The organism is Mucilaginibacter sp. P1_A3, from assembly GCF_056406855.1.
Map to the genome: position 1 here is coordinate 150,545 of NZ_JBFTZJ010000017.1, position 17,752 is coordinate 168,296.

Annotated in this window: 12 protein-coding genes; 8 read left to right on the forward strand and 4 right to left on the reverse strand. The window is 41.1% G+C overall.

Annotated elements, in window-relative coordinates; genetic code table 11:
* Positions 1-11 precede the first annotated feature (11 nt).
* The 3 genes from AC1D0K_RS29205 to AC1D0K_RS29215 form a co-directional block, all read right to left on the reverse strand.
* Positions 12-2,123, reverse strand: coding sequence for a ComEC/Rec2 family competence protein (locus AC1D0K_RS29205; RefSeq protein ID WP_477463142.1), 2,112 nt, complete (start codon positions 2,121-2,123; stop codon positions 12-14).
* A 42-nt stretch (positions 2,124-2,165) separates the two neighbouring features.
* Positions 2,166-2,501, reverse strand: coding sequence for a MerR family transcriptional regulator (locus AC1D0K_RS29210; RefSeq protein WP_295712416.1), 336 nt, complete (start codon positions 2,499-2,501; stop codon positions 2,166-2,168).
* Positions 2,502-2,663: 162 nt separating this feature from the next.
* Positions 2,664-2,864, reverse strand: coding sequence for an addiction module protein (locus AC1D0K_RS29215; RefSeq protein WP_295712419.1), 201 nt, complete (start codon positions 2,862-2,864; stop codon positions 2,664-2,666).
* Positions 2,865-3,081: 217 nt separating this feature from the next.
* Here AC1D0K_RS29215 and AC1D0K_RS29220 point away from each other — a divergent pair, with 217 nt between their 5' ends.
* The 7 genes from AC1D0K_RS29220 (at position 3,082) to AC1D0K_RS29250 (ending at position 14,925) form a co-directional block, all read left to right on the forward strand.
* A complete protein-coding gene (locus AC1D0K_RS29220; RefSeq protein ID WP_477396400.1) occupies positions 3,082-4,926 on the forward strand; it encodes a transglutaminase-like domain-containing protein in 1,845 nt (614 codons plus the stop codon).
* Positions 4,923-7,157: a hypothetical protein gene (locus AC1D0K_RS29225; RefSeq protein WP_477396398.1), complete on the forward strand. Its 2,235-nt coding sequence runs from the start codon at positions 4,923-4,925 to the stop codon at positions 7,155-7,157. Before AC1D0K_RS29220 ends, AC1D0K_RS29225 begins: the two co-directional genes overlap by 4 nt.
* A gap of 578 nt (positions 7,158-7,735) precedes the next feature.
* A complete protein-coding gene (gene alaS / locus AC1D0K_RS29230; protein WP_477396396.1) occupies positions 7,736-10,501 on the forward strand; it encodes an alanine--tRNA ligase in 2,766 nt (921 codons plus the stop codon).
* Between the two features lie 423 nt (positions 10,502-10,924).
* Entirely contained in the window at positions 10,925-12,394 is a 1,470-nt protein-coding gene (gene gatB / locus AC1D0K_RS29235) for an Asp-tRNA(Asn)/Glu-tRNA(Gln) amidotransferase subunit GatB (RefSeq protein ID WP_477396394.1), read from the forward strand.
* A gap of 1 nt (position 12,395) precedes the next feature.
* A complete protein-coding gene (locus AC1D0K_RS29240; protein ID WP_477396392.1) occupies positions 12,396-13,556 on the forward strand; it encodes a redoxin domain-containing protein in 1,161 nt (386 codons plus the stop codon).
* Positions 13,557-13,653: 97 nt separating this feature from the next.
* Positions 13,654-14,343 (forward strand): response regulator transcription factor, encoded by a 690-nt coding sequence (locus tag AC1D0K_RS29245; protein WP_295712432.1) that lies wholly within the window; start codon positions 13,654-13,656, stop codon positions 14,341-14,343.
* Between the two features lie 225 nt (positions 14,344-14,568).
* Positions 14,569-14,925, forward strand: coding sequence for a hypothetical protein (locus AC1D0K_RS29250; RefSeq protein ID WP_477396389.1), 357 nt, complete (start codon positions 14,569-14,571; stop codon positions 14,923-14,925).
* A gap of 182 nt (positions 14,926-15,107) precedes the next feature.
* Here the strand turns inward: AC1D0K_RS29250 and AC1D0K_RS29255 are convergent, their stop codons facing one another.
* A complete protein-coding gene (locus AC1D0K_RS29255) occupies positions 15,108-15,650 on the reverse strand; it encodes a YceI family protein (RefSeq protein ID WP_295712437.1) in 543 nt (180 codons plus the stop codon).
* A 183-nt stretch (positions 15,651-15,833) separates the two neighbouring features.
* Here AC1D0K_RS29255 and AC1D0K_RS29260 point away from each other — a divergent pair, with 183 nt between their 5' ends.
* Positions 15,834-17,474, forward strand: a complete 1,641-nt coding sequence (locus AC1D0K_RS29260; protein WP_477396387.1) for an FMN-binding glutamate synthase family protein — start codon at positions 15,834-15,836, stop codon at positions 17,472-17,474.
* Positions 17,475-17,752 lie beyond the last annotated feature (278 nt).

A 17,752-nucleotide genomic window follows, 5' to 3' on the forward strand; every position in this document is an offset into this window, starting at 1 on the left:
TGGCGTTTAGTTTAATGTTGGTAATTAGATGCTGTTATTAATGAAATGTTACGTTTTAATATTTGGTACTTTATATGCAAACGTTTTGCTTCGCTTTCAAACTTAACAATAGTTTGGTTGCTGTTGCTACCATCAATTACAAGCATTTGGTAATCAAAGTACTTGTTAATTGCAAATAAGCTTGAATGCGGATTGCCCATTATATAAAGAAAATCGGTTTTTAATTTTTGTTGTAACGGCTGGTTTTGTAATTGCTTATCAAATATAATTATTCTTTTATCGTAAAACTGGATAAGGGCGCCCTGTTTTTTTAAGTAAGGCAAACCGATGTTTTGATTCGGTTTTATAATTTGAGCATCGTTTACCTGCGTGCTATCCAGGTGTGGCCGTACCGAATAATTGAAGTTTCTGTCGGTATCGGCAAGGTTGGTTAATATAACCGCGCTGTTGCCGCTTTTAAATACAATGCCGGTGTTTTTACGCAGGTTTAAAAAGGCTACGGAATTGGCGGTTTCGGCACGGTATTTTTTTATGCTGATACTGGTACAAACCAGCAGCAGGCAAACTATCGCCAGCTTTATCAGCCATGATTTTTTATCATACAAAAAGTAAAACAGGCTAATGATAATGATATAAAGTAGCACGTACTCGGGTATGGTTAGCCATATTTTACTGATGCCTGCAAATGGGGCATGTTCTATTAAGGCCAATGCCTTGTTCATGAACAGGATGGTTTGCTCCAATACATAAGCTAATGCACCCGATAGCACCGGTACCCACGAAAACATAAGGCAGGCTATCCCACTATACATAATAATAGTGGTGGGGATAATGATAAGCAAATTGCTGACCAAAAAATAAACCGGGAACTGGTGAAAATACAGCGCGCTCAACGGGAAAGTTATCACCTGTGCCGCTATAGATATGGAGCAGGCTGCCCAAAGCTTATCGGCCCATTTGTTTTTAAACTCAAACCATTTATACACCAAAGGCTGCAAAATTACCAGGCCTGCCACGGCGAGGTATGAGAGCTGAAACCCTACATCAACAATAAAAAGCGGATTATAAAGCAACAGTATAAATGCCGATATAGCCAGTATATTAAGCATATTGATGTACCGGGCATAAGTTTTACCTATAATAACCATACTGATCATTACGGCGGCCCGGCAAACTGCCGGCGAAAAGCCACTGAGCATAGAGTAGTACCAAATAAGCAGGATAATGATACAGGCTTTGATATGCCTGCCATAACGGTAAGTATTTAAAAAGCCCAGCACCCATTGTAGCAACAGGTATATTATAGCCACATGCGCCCCCGAAACAGAGAGCACATGGATGGTTCCTGTTTTTGAATAAGCCTGCAAAATATCATTGCTTAAATCGGCTTTGTAGCCCAGTATTAGGGTTGATGCCACGGCAATAGCCTGCTGATTATGCATTTGCCGGCGAAATTTGATCACCATTTGTTGCCGCAACCTAAGTGAAAAGGCAATAAGCGGATTACCCGTATCATGTTTTATTACGCGATACATGCCCGGGTATAAAAATGCCTGGTAGTAAATATTTTGATGTGCCAGGTATTTTTTATAGTTGAACTCGCCGGGATTAAACGGTGGGTCAATAGCGTTATACTTAGCAGGTATCAGCAGCTCATCGCCATATTGCAGCGCTATTGATGCACTATCTTTTATAGTGATAAGCAAGGAGCCATTAGTACCTGTAGCTTTTTTATGGTTGATGTTTTGCTGTGCCGATGCTGTGAACCTCAACAGTCCGTTTTTAAGTTGCGGCTCGTTGGTGACCTTTACCACAAAATATTGGGCGGCCGACTTTGAAAAATGACGTTCATTAGCCAGTTCGTTATAATTAACGGCGCTGATGCAACCTGCAGAGAGTAAAACAAAAGTCATCAGCAAACCACCCAGCCATCGCACCTTGTAAACAGCAAAATGTTGATAGGTTAAATTGAGGAAGATAAAGAGTAAAGAAAGCCCGATAAAAATACCCCAAAGCACAGGCAGGTAAGCAGCGTCAATAAAGCTGATACCTAAACCAATCCCCAGCAAAAACGGCAGGAGTAATACAACAAACGGAACCTCGCCTTTGTGATTTGCGATCATTTATTCGGTAGCAAGCAATAAAGATATGTTTTAGGCCCGTACCTACAACTGGTCGCGTACTTCGAGCAGGAATTTTTTTATATTTTCAAGGGAGTCAATAACGCGTTGGTTCTCGCGGGTATCGCCCATGTTGTTTTTTAGATGATCTTTAGCCCCGTTAAGTGTATATCCTTTATCGCGGATGAGGTGAAAGATGATCTTGAAATTTTCAAGGTCTTCGGGTGTAAAATAGCGGTTGCCTTTTTTGTTTTTTTTGGGTTGCAGTACATCAAATTCCTTTTCATAGAAGCGGATCAGCGACTGATTCACATCAAACATGGCCGAAACTTCGCCCATGGTATAATACATCTTGCTTATCTCGCGGTCTTTGTAAGGCATATGCAAATGTATTCTTTTGATTTCGAATTTGGGATTTTCGATTTCGGATTTTTTGTCTGGTCCTAAATTATTTATCATCCCGGTTCTTCGGCAGAATACCCGGTTGATGTATTACAAATAGCGGAAAAGAGAAAATAATCCCATTCAAATATCTTCGGGCTGTTATTTGGTTTCTGTCCAGGGCAGGGATGAGGTTTTGCCACTTAACAGATCGGCTTTACGGCGGGCTAATTCTTGCATATGTTCATCTGAAATGATGGGGGCATCATTATCCATGCTGAATCGATAATTTAAACTTTTAAGAAAAGCTAAAAGTACTTTCTTTTCTTGTTCGTTTTGAATCTCTATTTTTACTGTCTCCATGTTGCAAATTTAATCTTTATTTAATTAAAGTCCAATTAAGCAATAAGTTATGATCTCAAAAAATAAAGTGCTTTCTTGTCAGGAAAATTGCGGTAAGCTTATAATATTATCATCTTTCACCTCTGGAAATATGATAAATAAGTGAAAAAATAATAATATCTTTCATCCACCTAATTATTATATGACAATTAAACAATTGATTGCATACAGCTGCTGTATGTTGTGCACCCTTGGCGCATTTGCATTTCAGGGAGATTCCCTGGTAAATATAACCTCATTAAAAAACGAGTACGAGTTTAAATGGAACAACCAAACGGCAAAGGTTGAGGTAAAGCAAAAGCTTAGTAACACCTATAGCAGCAATGCTTATAGTGTAAATTACACAGTATCTGAATTTTATAACAACAATATTAGCATTGATGCAGTATCGTGTAAGGTTGATGGTCATAATCAACGTGGGCTTAAACCTACTTACACCTATTACGGGCAGGATGATGTCTTTTATTCTGATGCCAGGGTTTGTTACTTTCCACTTGTTTTGCCAAAAAAGGGAAGTACAGGTACGGTAACTTTTGAAGAAACGCTTAATGATCCCCGGTATTTTACCAATATCTATTTTTCTGATGCGGCCATTGTTCAGCAAGGCGAAGTAAGTATTAAAATTCCACGCTGGATGAGGGTGGATATTAAAGAACTTAATTTCAACTCCTTCAGCATAAAAAAAACAAGCGAGTATATTACTGCCGAAAATGCCGATCTGGTAACGTATACCTTCAGCAACATTCCCGCTATGAAGCGCGAAGACAATAGTCCCGGGCCAACCTATATATATCCACACCTGCTTATTTTATGTAAAACTGCTAATGCAGGCGGTAAACAGCTTACTTATTTTAATACTCTTGCAGATCAGTATGCCTGGTACCGCGAACTGGCCAAAAATGTTGTTGGGGATGAAGCCATAATTAGCGCAAAAGCCAAAGAACTAAACGCCGGGCTTACCAATGATATGGACCGCATAAAGGCGCTATTTTACTATGTGCAGGACAATATAAGGTACATAGCTTTTGAAGATGGTATGGCCGGCTTTAAACCCGAAAAAGCAGATGAAGTGCTGCGCAAAAAATATGGAGATTGTAAGGGGATGGCAAACCTTACAAAGGCCCTGCTCGTATCGCAGGGTTTTGATGCCCGCCTTTGCTGGCTGGGCACCAGGCACATTGCCTATGATTACCAAACACCATCAATGGCGGTGGATAACCACATGATATGCGGCTTAAATTATAAAGGCAAAACCTATTACCTGGATGCTACAGAAACATACCTGGGTATTAACGAATATGCCGAGCGTATTCAGGGTAGGGAGGTTTTAATGGAAGAAGGCGATAAATTTATTTTAAGTAAAGTGCCTGTAGCAAAGGCATTGCAAAACAATGATCAGGAGGTAAGTAAACTGAGCATTATTAATAACGCGCTGGTTGGTAAGGTTAACAGGGTATGGAAAGGGGAGGATAAGGAAGGTATGCTAACTGGCTTAAACAGTATTAAGCACGAAAATGTTGATGAGGCTACCATGCGTTACCTTTCTGCTAATAATGCCGATTATTTAATAAGCAATTTGTTACTAAGCAGCACAAGCAACCCCGATAAAGATTTAACCGCGGCTTATGATGTTGAACGCAAAAGCGGGATATCAACCTTTAGCAAAGAATACTATATTGATTTGGATAGCCGTAAGGAGTTTGCAGAATCGGCTTTCAAGATTGCAGAAAGAAAGCATGACTATTGGTTTTCAAGTAAAAAAAATATAACTACCGAAATAGAACTGGCCATACCTGCCAATTATAAAGCTTCAAGCATCCCCGCCGATCTGAACATTGTTAAACCGGATTATGAGTTTCATATTAGTTACCTGAGCTTGCCGGGTAAACTGGTGTACAAGAAAGTGCTCATCATTAAGAATACTACACTTGCAAAGGCAAAATTTGTTCAATGGAACCAGGATATTGAACTGTTAAACAAAGCCTACAACGAAAATTTAATTATAAAACCTATATCACAATGAAGCAAACTTTACTCTTCTTATTTTTTTTAACATTAACCACTGCTGTATTTGCACAAAACGATAACGAAACCTATGCGCAAAAGGCAGCAGAAATTCAAAAGGAAGTTTGGGGTACAAAAGTGCCTGAGTTTTTAAACTCAACGGTACCTGCCAATTTAAGTAATGAAAGTGCAGTGGTTTTTGCACGTTCATACAGCATGCAGCGATCATTAAGCAGTAAGTTTAAATTTATGATCATTACGGCTACAAAAACTACGCGTGTAGCCAAGCTTGCCACCTTTCATGAAAAAGTTAAAATCAATGACAAATCCGCGTTAGAAAGTTTTTCTACCATATCTTACCAAAAAAGACTTGATGAAAGCGAAAGGATCCTGAGCGCCAAATTTGTGATGACACATGATACTTACATAGGTGCAAAAATTATTAAACCTAATGGGAAGGTAGTTATTGTTAATACCAGTGAGGAAGTGCTGATCAAAAATGAAAAGAACGATCAAAAAAGCAAGCTGGCTATATCCGATTTGCAGGTTGGCGATATATTGGACTATTACGTAAGTACAGTTGATATAAGCGATAAAGAAATGGGTGATAGTTTTGCCGCAAATGACGAGGTATTTGTGCTTGCCGGCGAATATCCAATACTTTATTATAGTCTTGATTTTCAGTATAGCAAAAAAGATATTGTAAAAAATATTAGCGCCAATGGGGCCCCTAAATTTGAACAAAGCACTAACGATGCAGGCGACCAGCTATTTAGCCTTAAAATGCGCAACCTGCCCAAATACCAAAGTGAATTATGGACATCAAAGTATCGCCAGTTTCCATATGTTGAAATAAGCGTATCCTATACCAGTGGCTTTAACCGGTTTCTTAGTGGTGGGCAACTGGGCGAAAGCAGTGCCGAGCGCCTTGAAGCAAATAAAACCTCATTTGAAAAAACTTTTAATGAAAGGGCACTTCCATTTTTTAACGAGCCGGTTGATCGCCTTAAAAAGTATTTCGATGGGAAAAAGAACATGAAAGCCGTTCCGCTTGATAGCTTAATGAAAGTACTTTACAATATCAGGAAAGGTATGATCTTGGGCAGTTACGATAAGGATGATGTTGAAAAGATAGATGCGGTAAATTACAGGAGTATAAAAACTAAATTTAACACGGCTTTAATGAGTATGGCGCTTAATGATATGAAAATTGATCATGATGTGCTGCTGGTATGTTCGCGTAATGCTAATACACTTGATAACATATTTACCTATGATGATTTTGATGCGTTTATACGTATCAATGATACCAAGCCGCTGTATATGTATTTTGATGATGCCACCACGCATTTTAACGAAATACCAGCCCGTTTCCAGGGAGAAAAAGCAATAGTGCTTACACCAAAAAGGGAAAACGCTATCAGGTATTCATTTACCGAAGGCACTACGGTATTACCGGTTTCTGTGGCGGCGGATAATTCCATCAAAGAGGATATTAAAGTTTCGCTTTTGCCGGGCAATATGCAAAGGCTTAAGCTGCAAAGGTTAGTTAAGCAAACCGGCGCGTTAAGGGTAGATGATCAGCGCAGTTTACTGCCGGTTATTGATATTGATAACAATATGATGGAGCTATCTAAAAGCGAACCGCTGGAAAAACGCCTGGCAGCTAATCCCGAAACGAAAAAAATGCGCGATGCCTTTGATTTCGCTTTTGCAGATGATCAGCAAAAATCATTAAAAAAGTTCACAGCCGAAATAAAAGCGCAGTATGAGCAGGAGCCGCTACAGGTAACAGATTGTAAGATCATTAATGCGGCACTTGACAAAAGCAGCCCGGTTTTTGAGTTTAGCGAATCATTTGTGTTGGATAACCTGGTAAAAAAAGCCGGTAATAACTTTATTATTGATGCTGGCAAACTGGCCGGTACTTTTTATAAACTGCAGGAAAAAGACCGCAAGCGTACGCTTGATGTTTATATGCCCGAGGCCCGAAGCTTTAAATACTCAATTGCCATAACCGTTCCGCCGGGATATAACGCTAAGGGTATGGAAGAGCTGAATATTAAAAAAGAAAACAAAGCAGGTTCTTTTTCATCAGTGGCAACAGTAAATGGCAATGTTTTAAACATAACTGTAAACCGTGCCTATTACCATAATTTTGAAAAAGCTACCGATTGGCCGCTTCTTGTAGCTATGATAGATGCCGCTTCGGGATTTGAGAGCCAAAAGATATTGCTGGAAAAGAAGTAAAAAAGGATTGCTTCGTCCCTACCTACGACAAGCTATTAAACCCAAGACTTACGAAGTTTTAAAAACTTCGTAAGTCTTTCGCCGCTTGTCATTTCCACCTTTAGAGTTTTCCAAATTTTATCAGCTACCTATGACATGTTTGAAAACAACCTTTTGTCATCCTGAACGCAGTGAAGGATCTATTATTCGCCATGCTTCTCCTCCCGGTAAGTCTTGCGAATAGATTCTTCGCACGTTACCTATGACAAGTTACAAAAATGAAGTCATCCTGAACTTGTTTCAGGACCCCACAGGACAGGTAGCCCACATGTTATATACTTAGCAAGTGGGGTGCTGAAACAAGTTCAGCATGACATTGGGTTTAAATTGCTTTGTCATTTCCATCTTCAGAGGCCGCGGATTTCGTGCCTCAGGATGACAAATCTTTCAAAACGACATTTCCTTTTCAGTGTCCACCGGATTTTATAACGTCAATAACGATCACTTTTTCACTTTTAAATAACCTCCCGAAAATCTGTATCCCAATTTGTGATTTTCCTTCTTTCCCACTTTCGGACTAATAACTACATTTGCATACTATGACAGCTACCGAAATACGCCAGGCTTTTCTTGATTTTTTTGTTTCTAAGGGACACGTGATTGTTCCTTCTGCGCCAATTGTAATAAAAAACGATCCAACCCTGATGTTCACCAACGCGGGGATGAACCAGTTTAAAGATATATTTTTGGGCGAAGCACCTGCAAAAGCATCGCGTGTTGCTGATACCCAACGCTGCCTGCGCGTAAGCGGCAAGCATAACGATCTGGAAGAGGTGGGTATTGATACCTATCACCATACCATGTTCGAGATGCTGGGCAACTGGAGTTTTGGTGATTATTTTAAGAAAGAAGCCATTGCCTGGAGCTGGGAGCTGCTTACCGAAGTTTATAAATTACCTAAAGACCGCCTGTATGTTACCTACTTTGAGGGTGATGAAAAGGAAGGCCTTGAAAAAGATACCGATACTTACAACCTGTGGAAAGCACTGGTTGCCGAAGATCATATCCTGCCCGGAAACAAAAAAGACAACTTTTGGGAAATGGGAGAAACTGGTCCCTGCGGACCCTGTTCTGAAATTCATTACGACAGCCGCCCCGACAACGAGCGTGCCGAAGTAAGCGGAGCAATCCTTGTAAATGCTGATCACGACCAGGTAATAGAGATCTGGAATAACGTGTTTATGCAGTTTAACCGCTTAAAAGGCGGCGCACTACAGTCATTGCCTGCCAAGCACGTGGATACAGGTATGGGCTTTGAGCGTTTGGTGCGCGTACTGCAGGGCAAAACTTCAAATTATGATAGCGATGTTTTTCAGCCAATGATCCAGTTCATTGCTGAAAAAAGCGGTAAGAAATATAACAGTGCAGCCAAACCTGGTGATACCGATTGGAACGAAGCCGTTGCTATGCGTGTATTAGCCGACCATATCCGCGCCATCAGTTTTGCCATTGCCGATGGGCAGCTGCCGGCAAGCAATAAAGCAGGTTATGTAATCCGCCGTATTTTACGCCGGGCAGTGCGTTACAGCTATCAAACCTTAGGTTTTAAAGAACCTTTCTTTAACCAGTTGGTGCCTTTATTGGCTGAGCAGTTTAAAGGAGTATTTGATAATTTGTATGCGCAGAAAGATTTTGTGCAGAAGGTGATTTTGGAAGAAGAGCTGTCGTTCTTACGTACTTTGGAAAGGGGTTTGAATAAAATTAGAGATTATATCTCAAGGCAAGATTCGGTTCGCTATGTGGCGTTAACTGTGGTCGATGAAAAACCGGAATTGTCAGCTGCGTCTTTAATGGATTATCTGATTGATAATCCAAATGAAATAAAGAAAGGCCTTGAAGCAACGTATGGAGAGACTAAACCAACTATTGATGGAGACATCGCGTTTGAACTATTTGATTCGAATGGGTTCCCCATTGATTTAACCAAACTTATAGCTTCGGAATATGGATTTAATGTTGATGAAGATGGTTTTAACAAAGCTTTAGCCGAGCAAAAAACTCGTTCCCGGTCTGCTGGTGCCATAGATACCGGCGATTGGATCACCCTAAGAGAAGACGAAGGCTCCATTTTCACCGGCTATGACGAAACCGAAACCATTGCTCATGTTGTTAAATACCGCAAGGTAACAGCCAAGGGTAAAGAGCAATTCCAGATTGTGTTGGATAAAACACCTTTTTATGCCGAAAGTGGTGGGCAGGTAGGAGACAGGGGCGAGCTTGTTTTCCCGGATGGTACCATTGTTTTGGTAACGGATACTAAAAAAGAGAACGGTCTAACGGTTCATTATGTAGATCAACTGCCCGAGGATATTGACGATGCCCTAACCGCTATTGTTGATCCTGGTTTGCGCGGCCAAACCAATGCCAACCACTCGGCTACGCATTTACTGCATGCCGCCATGAAACAGGTTTTGGGCAGCCACGTTAATCAAAAAGGTTCATTGGTAAATAGTGACTATTTAAGATTTGATTTTTCGCATTTCGCCAAAGTTACCGATGAGGAACTGGCACAAATAGAAGCTATAGTTAACCAAAAAGTACGCCAGAATATTCCGCTGAAAGAAGAACGCAGTGTATTATATGCCGAGGCTATTTCCAGTGGCGTTACCGCCCTGTTTGGCGAAAAGTATGGCGAGTATGTCCGCGTAATTACTTTCGAAGATGAGTTTAGCAAGGAGCTATGTGGCGGTACGCACGTACAGGCTACCGGGCAAATCGGCTTCTTTAAAATTATTACCGAAAGTGCAGTAGCCGCTGGGGTTAGGCGTATTGAGGCTATCACCGGGGTAGGTGCCGAGGTGTATATCACCAACCAAAGCCGCATGTTTAATCAGTTAAAGGATCTGCTTAAAAACCCTAAAGATTTGCCTAAAAGCGTTGAAAGCCTGCTTGATGAAAATAGCAAGCTGAAAAAAGAGATTGAGAAATCAATCCTTGAAAAATCATCGGGCTTAAAAAATGAACTGGCTCAAAAAGTGGAAGCTTTAGATGGTATCAACTTCATTGCCCAAAAGGTGGCCCTGCCAAACGCCGAAGCGGTTAAAAACCTGGCTTACCAGTTAAAAGATATTGTACCCAACCTGTTCCTGGTGCTTGCCGCCGATTTTGATGGCAAACCAAGCTTAACCGTAATGATAGCCGAAAACCTGGTGAAAGAAAAAGGTTTACATGCGGGTAACATCGTAAAAGAACTGGCTAAAGAAGTAAAAGGTGGCGGCGGTGGTCAGCCGTTTTTTGCCACAGCCGGCGGCAGCGATATAAGTGGATTGGATAATGCTTTGGCAAAGGCTAAAAGTTTTGTGTAAGGTTGACAAATAAAACCATCCCTCACACTTCATTGCGAGGAACGAAGCAATCTCTACATAGGCAGGTCGAACTTGCATAGTGCCCTCTGTAGAATTTGGAGATTGCTTCGTACCTCGCAATGACGTATTGGATTTTGAGGCGTGTGGGCCTGTCAGTCTGAGCCTGTCGAAGACTCGCGCGCAGAGCCCTTTGCCCACATGCTTCGACAGGCTCAGCAAGACAGCCCTTTTTTGAGCGTCATTTTCATCCTTCGGAGTTTCGCGAAATTTCATCACTTATCAAAATTCTCCACCCTCCTTTACCCTATCAAACACATCTGCATTATATTTTTTGCATTTGTTTAAAAGCCAAACCTGTTTATAGTGTATTAACTTTTATATATTTGGAATTCAATCAGCACATCACAGCTGAATTTTATTTTTATGACAGTACTCACAAACGGGATAGGTGAAAAGTACGAATTGGTTGTTGGCCTTGAAGTACATGCCCAGTTATCCACTTTAAGTAAGGTGTTTTCGCCAGATTCTGCAGCTTTTGGTGCCGAACCTAATCACCACATTAGCGCCATTTCGCTTGGGCATCCAGGTACTTTGCCTTTTTTAAATAAAAGGGCGGTTGAGTACGCGGTTAAAATGGGCCTGGGCTGTAACTGTACCATCAACCTGAGTAATAATTTTGCCCGTAAAAATTATTTTTACGCCGATTTGCCTAAAGGTTACCAGATAACACAAGATCATGCGCCCATTTGCCTGGGCGGATATGTGCCGGTAAGACTGGCAGATGGCACCGAAAAAAGACTGGCTATTCATCATATTCACCTGGAAGAGGATGCTGGTAAAAGCATGCACGATCAGCATCATGCCGATTCACTGATAGATCTTAACCGCGCCGGTGTTCCATTAATTGAGATAGTAACCCAGCCGGATATGCGCAGTGCAGAAGAGGCAGGTCAGTTTTTAACCGAAACCCGTAAAATACTGCGTTACCTTGATATTTGTGATGGTAACATGGAAGAGGGCAGCATGCGTTGCGATGCTAATATTTCGGTTAGGCTAAAAGGCGCTACCGAGTACGGTAACCGCTGCGAGGTTAAAAACCTGAACTCTATCCGTAACGTACAGCGCGCTATTGAGCATGAGTTTGCCCGCCAGGTAGAGGTCATCGAAAATGGCGGTCACATAGATCAAAATACGCTAAATTTTAATGCCGATACCGGCGAAACATCAGTATTGCGATCAAAGGAAATGGCTAATGATTACCGCTATTTCCCGGAGCCAGACCTGATGCCCCTGATGCTGAACAAAGAGTATGTAGAAGAAATACGTGCAGGCTTGCCCGAATTACCCAACCAGCTTTACCATAAATATGTAGAACAATTGGGGCTTTCTGCCTATGATGCATCTGTAATAACAGCTGACAGGGACGTAGCGCATTATTTTGAAGAACTGATAAAATTAACCGATCATTATAAAGCCGCTGCAAACTGGCTGATGGGCGCGGTAAAATCATACCTGAATGATCATGATGTGGCTATTGGTAACTTTGCTGTTACCCCGGCAAAACTGGCCGGTCTTATCAAACTAATTGACGCAGGGGTGATAAATAATTCTGTAGCTTCGCACAAATTATTCCCTGCCATGGTCAGAGAACCAGGCAAAAAGGCTGATGATCTGGCTAAAGAGCTTAACCTTTTAATTAGTGCGGATAATGACGATGTAAGCCAGTTTATTAAAGCTGCCATTGCCAAATTCCCCGATAAGGTAAAGGAATATCAGAAAGGGAAAAAAGGTGTTTTAGGTTTGTTTATGGGCGAGATCATGAAACTATCAAAAGGAAAGATCGATCCGCAGAAAACAAACCAATTATTGATCAAGGAATTAGAATCAAAGTAGAATGAAATTAAAGAGTTTGGCAGTTTACAGTTTGCTGCTTTTAACAGCGTTTGTTTATTCATGTAAAGATAGTTCGCAGTTTACCATCAACGGTACCATTAAAAATCCAGGCAGTTTAAAGCTGGTTTATTTAATTGAGGCCGATAGCACCCAGATAAAAGTTGTTGACTCCACCACATTGGGCGAGAACGGCAAATTTCAGTTTAAACATATTGCGCCGTATGCTAACCTGTACAAATTGCGCATTGGTAGCGCGGGCGGTGGCGAGCAATCTGCAGGGGCAAACAATGTATTTGATCTGATAGCAAAAAACGGTGATGATATTGAGTTTAGCACCGATAATAACGATAATACCCATACATATATCATTAAAGGCTCTGATGACTCTGAAAAAATAAAGGAGTTTAACAAGATCAGCAATTTTTACGGAGAAAAAAATTCCAAACTGGTTGCCGAATACCAGGAGAAATCACAAAAGCTGGGCAAACAATCAGATTCATTGCTGAAGGTATACATGCCTACATTTCAGAAAAACCTGGCCGATTACGGTGCTGCTGTTTTAAAATTTGTAAACGATAATAAAACATCACTGGCAGGTTTTTATGCGGCAACATCATTGGACGTATATAAATTTGAACCGCAGCTGGTAGCTTATTCTGATGATATCAAAGCGAATTTTAAGGATAACCCGGGCGTGCAGACTTTTGTAAGGCAGATGGAGAAGATTAAACCAGTGTCTATTGGTCACAAAGCGCCAGATTTTACGGTTACCGGCATTGATGGCAAACCAATTAAACTGGCCGATTATAAAGGTAAATACGTAATGCTTGATTTTTGGGCTTCATGGTGTGCGCCTTGCAGGCAGGAAAACCCTAATGTGGTAAAACAATATGCTGCCTTTAACTCAAAGGGTTTTAATATATTGGGTATATCGCTTGATAAGGATAAGGCTGCATGGCAAAAGGCAATTAACGATGATAAGCTGACATGGGCACATGGATCTGATCTGAATAGTTTTGAAGGCCCTACCGAAACACTTTACCATATAGAAGCAATTCCATCAAATTTCATCATCGATCCGCAGGGAAATATTGTTGCCAAAAATATTACAGGTGCCGATTTGGAGGCCTTTTTAAACAAAACGTTCAATAAGGTTCAATAAATCGTTAACATAAAGTAACCTTTAACAATTTGTTAATATTATGGTAACTTTAAGCTTTTGTAAAGTGTATACTTTTATACAAAAAAATTAACGCATCATGAGCAGCTCTCCAAAACAGAAAATACTTATTGTTGATGATGAACCGGATATTTTAGAGTTGATTGAATACAACCTTAAAAAAGAAGGCTACCAGGTATTTTTGGCACGCAACGGCCAGGAAGCTGTAGCTGAAGCCAAGAAATCACTACCTGATCTTATTGTACTTGACATTATGATGCCTAAGATGGATGGCATCGAGGCTTGCCGCATTATGCGCACCATGCCTGAGTTTAAAAACACCTTTATGGTATTTTTAACCGCCCGCAGTGAAGAATATTCAGAAATTGCCGGCTTTAATGTAGGCGCTGATGATTATATAGCCAAGCCAATTAAGCCACGTGCACTGGTAAGCCGTATAAACGCCATATTGCGCCGCAATGCACCTGCCGAAGAAGCACCTGATAACAAATTAGAAATTGGCGATTTAATAATCGACCGCGAAGCATACCTGGTTTACCAGAAAGGTGTTAAGGTGGTATTAGCCAAAAAAGAATTTGAATTGCTGTACCTGCTAGCCTCAAAACCAGGTAAAGTGTATACCCGCGAAGTGATCCTTAAAAACATATGGGAAGACTCGGTAGTGGTAACCAACCGTACCATTGATGTACACATCCGCAAACTGCGCGAAAAACTGGGCGACGATTGTGTAGCCACCGTAAAAGGTGTAGGATATAAGTTTGAAGCTTAATTATCAAATATTCCGCAATAAGGAATTTTGAATAGTATATTTTAAATAAAGCCCCGGTCTTTTAACACAAGATCGGGGCTTTGTTTTGCCCGCGCTGAGGGGCAGATGAAGAGGGGAGTTGTAGTAAAGGTGGACTGGTCAGGCAATCTGTGTTTTGATCGACGGGGGAAATAATTAAAACCAATTCTCCTGAAATTTGTATTCCAGTTAACAAATTTGCTCCCGATGAAAAAAATAATTTCTATCACCGCCATATGTATACTTTTACTCACGGTAGGCTTTGTTGCAGCAGGTAACCTTACCGGTAAATGGACTGGTCCTGTAAAGCTTCCTGATAATAGTATTTTTCAATTGGTTTATAATTTAAAGGTAGATAGCAGTAAGGTTACGGGTACCGCGCTAACACCGGCGGGCGAGGTAGCTATTACCGATGGGATGATCAACGGTGATGATTTCTCTTTTAACGTACCTGTGCCAAATGGCAATGCGCCGCATACCGGCAAACTCTACGGCGATTCTATAAAAATGCACCTTGTTTACCAGGGGCAACACCTGGCCGCTACTCTTTTGCGCGTTAATTGATATTCACAATCTATAACTATCGCTCAATTTATTATATAACACAAAAGCCACCCCAATTAAGGATGGCTTTTGTGTTATTGGTGTTTTAAATGTGCCGGTGGTTTTAATAATGCCGTGCTGTTACGTATACTTAACAACAGCGGCATTTTAATTATTAAAATACAGCAACAGCATTAAAACAATTAAGCTTGTTTAGCAAACTGAACGTTGATTAACAGTTTTATATCTTCGCCTACAACGATTGAACCGGCTTCGGTAACGCCGTCCCAAGTAAGACCAAATTCTTTACGGTTTATTTTACCGGTGATTTCGAAACCAGCTTTAGTGTTGCCATAAAAATCTGCTGCTGAACCACCAAATTCAACATCAAGAGTTACTGGTTTGGTTACATCTTTAATAGTTAAATTACCTTTCAAAGCAAACTCTTCATCACCGGTTGAGGTAAATGAGGTAGATTTGAAGCTGATTTGCGGATATTTTTCAGCGTCAAAAAACTCGGCTGATTTTAAGTGCTCATCGCGTTGAGTTTGATTAGTGTCGATGCTGTTGATATCCAATGTGAAATCAATCTCGGCATTTTCAAAATTGTCGTTATCTGTGGTTAATTCACCGGCAAAGCTTTTGAAAAAGCCGCTCACGGTTGAAATAACCAAATGTTTTACTTTAAATTGTACTTCTGAATGCATTGGATCAATGATCCATTTTGTTGCTGTTTGTGTTGACATGATTTTTATTTTTTTTTGTTGATACAAAGATAATACAAAAATAGATGTTTAAACATCTATTTTGCTTTAATTACAATTCGCAGACATAGAGTAAGAAGTTAAACCCTACAATTGCTTTATTGTTTAATTATAAATCTAATTTTATCAAAAATTAATATCCGGTTCATTTAAAATTAACAGCTCATGAGAAAGCTCTTTATAGCGTCGTTCATTATTATTTTTACAGTGCTCACTGCGTGGACAATTATTTGGAAACCAGCGGCCTGGTCGTTCATTATAATGGTACCCATATATGTGGTGGGCTTTTATGACCTGGCGCAAAAAAAACATAGCATAGTTCGTAATTTCCCGGTTTTTGGGCACCTGCGCTTTGTAATGGAAGATCTAAGGCCCAAAATATACCAGTACTTTATTGAGAGTGACACTAATGGAACTCCCTTTAATCGTCAAAACCGCACGGTAGTTTACCAGCGTGCAAAAATGGTTGATGATACCCGCCCCTTTGGTACCGAGCTTGATGTTTACGAAAGCGGTTACGAATGGCTTAACCACAGTATATCTGCTATTGATCATCATCAATTAAATATGGAGCCGAGGGTGAAAGTTGGCGGTCCGGATTGTAAGCAGCCTTATATGGCAAGTGTGTTTAATATATCGGCCATGAGTTTTGGCTCGTTAAGTGAGAACGCAATACTTGCCCTTAACGGTGGCGCCAAACTGGGCGGTTTTGCCCACAACACCGGTGAAGGCGGCCTAAGCGATCACCACCTTGAACCGGGCGGAGATATCATCTGGCAAATTGGTACGGGTTACTTTAGCTGCAGGCATAAGGATGGAACTATCGACTACGAGGCCTTTGCCGAGCGTGCAGCATTGCCGCAGGTTAAGATGATTGAAATTAAACTATCGCAGGGGGCAAAGCCGGGGCATGGCGGTATTTTACCCGCTGCCAAGGTAACACCCGAGATAGCGCGCATCAGGCTGGTGGAGATGGGGCAGGATGTAGTTTCGCCGCCATTTCATACCGCTTTCAGTAATCCAATGGAACTTACCACGTTCATTAAAAAGCTGCGCGAGCTTTCGGGCGGTAAACCTATAGGCTTTAAATTATGCGTAGGGCATAAGAGCGAATTTTTAGCTATTTGTAAAGCCATGGTTAAAACTCAGATCTATCCTGATTTTATAACTGTCGACGGGGGCGAGGGTGGTACAGGTGCCGCTCCGCTGGAGTTCTCAAACTCGGTAGGTATGCCGCTGCGCGAGGCCCTTGCGTTTGTTTACGATGCCTTAACCGGCTTTAATATTAAAAGGTATATCAAGGTTATAGCATCGGGCAAGGTAGCCACCGGTTTCGACCTGGTGAAGAATTTTGCTTTGGGTGCTGATATGTGTAACAGTGCCCGTGGAATGATGTTTGCCCTGGGCTGTATACAAGCCCTGGAGTGTAATATGAATACCTGTCCAACCGGTGTAGCCACCCAAGATAAAAACCTGATGCGCGGCCTGGTGGTTGAGGATAAAAAAGTACGTGTAGCCAACTTTCATAAGGCTACTGTAGGCAGTGCTATCCAGATGATTGGGGCCGCTGGGTTGGTTAAACCCTGCGATCTGCACCGTATGTTCATCTATCGACGCATTAACCACAGTCAGATCCTGACCTATGGCGAACTGTTTCCATATATCCCTAAAGGAAGTTTGCTCAATACTCCATACCCATCAACCTTCGAGCTGGATATGGCCCTCAGCAGTGAAAACACCTTCGTACCCGATTATACCGTGGTCACTAATGTGGATTATAGCAATGTGAGTTCGTATATGAGTTGAGATTTCACCCACCCGTCATTGCGAGGCACGAAGCAATCCCCAACTAAGCAGAGCCGCTAAACTATGTCATTGCTGTAAAGGTCAACTAATTCGGTAACAGAATTAGCTTTAAGGAATAAAGCTAAATGTTATGCGAAACATTAACAATGACCTTACATTAAAGCGGAACTACCTGAATAAGTATCGTTTTCTAATTACAGAATATGAGCAGGTAAAACGCGGAGAGCACTCCATTTTTAGGTTTGCCAAGGATTTCTATTCAGCACATGATACTGATC

Excerpts from the sequence above, each read along its gene's own strand:
- AC1D0K_RS29250 (WP_477396389.1), top strand. The coding sequence starts at position 14,569 with ATGAAAAAAATAATTTCTATCACCGCCATATGTATACTTTTACTCACG.
- AC1D0K_RS29210 (WP_295712416.1), bottom strand. The coding sequence starts at position 2,501 with ATGCCTTACAAAGACCGCGAGATAAGCAAGATGTATTATACCATGGGC.
- AC1D0K_RS29215 (WP_295712419.1), bottom strand. The coding sequence starts at position 2,864 with ATGGAGACAGTAAAAATAGAGATTCAAAACGAACAAGAAAAGAAAGTA.
- gatB (WP_477396394.1), top strand. The coding sequence starts at position 10,925 with ATGACAGTACTCACAAACGGGATAGGTGAAAAGTACGAATTGGTTGTT.
- AC1D0K_RS29225 (WP_477396398.1), top strand. The coding sequence starts at position 4,923 with ATGAAGCAAACTTTACTCTTCTTATTTTTTTTAACATTAACCACTGCT.
- AC1D0K_RS29260 (WP_477396387.1), top strand. The coding sequence starts at position 15,834 with ATGAGAAAGCTCTTTATAGCGTCGTTCATTATTATTTTTACAGTGCTC.
- AC1D0K_RS29240 (WP_477396392.1), top strand. The coding sequence starts at position 12,396 with ATGAAATTAAAGAGTTTGGCAGTTTACAGTTTGCTGCTTTTAACAGCG.
- AC1D0K_RS29220 (WP_477396400.1), top strand. The coding sequence starts at position 3,082 with ATGTTGTGCACCCTTGGCGCATTTGCATTTCAGGGAGATTCCCTGGTA.
- AC1D0K_RS29205 (WP_477463142.1), bottom strand. The coding sequence starts at position 2,123 with ATGATCGCAAATCACAAAGGCGAGGTTCCGTTTGTTGTATTACTCCTG.
- AC1D0K_RS29245 (WP_295712432.1), top strand. The coding sequence starts at position 13,654 with ATGAGCAGCTCTCCAAAACAGAAAATACTTATTGTTGATGATGAACCG.
- alaS (WP_477396396.1), top strand. The coding sequence starts at position 7,736 with ATGACAGCTACCGAAATACGCCAGGCTTTTCTTGATTTTTTTGTTTCT.
- AC1D0K_RS29255 (WP_295712437.1), bottom strand. The coding sequence starts at position 15,650 with ATGTCAACACAAACAGCAACAAAATGGATCATTGATCCAATGCATTCA.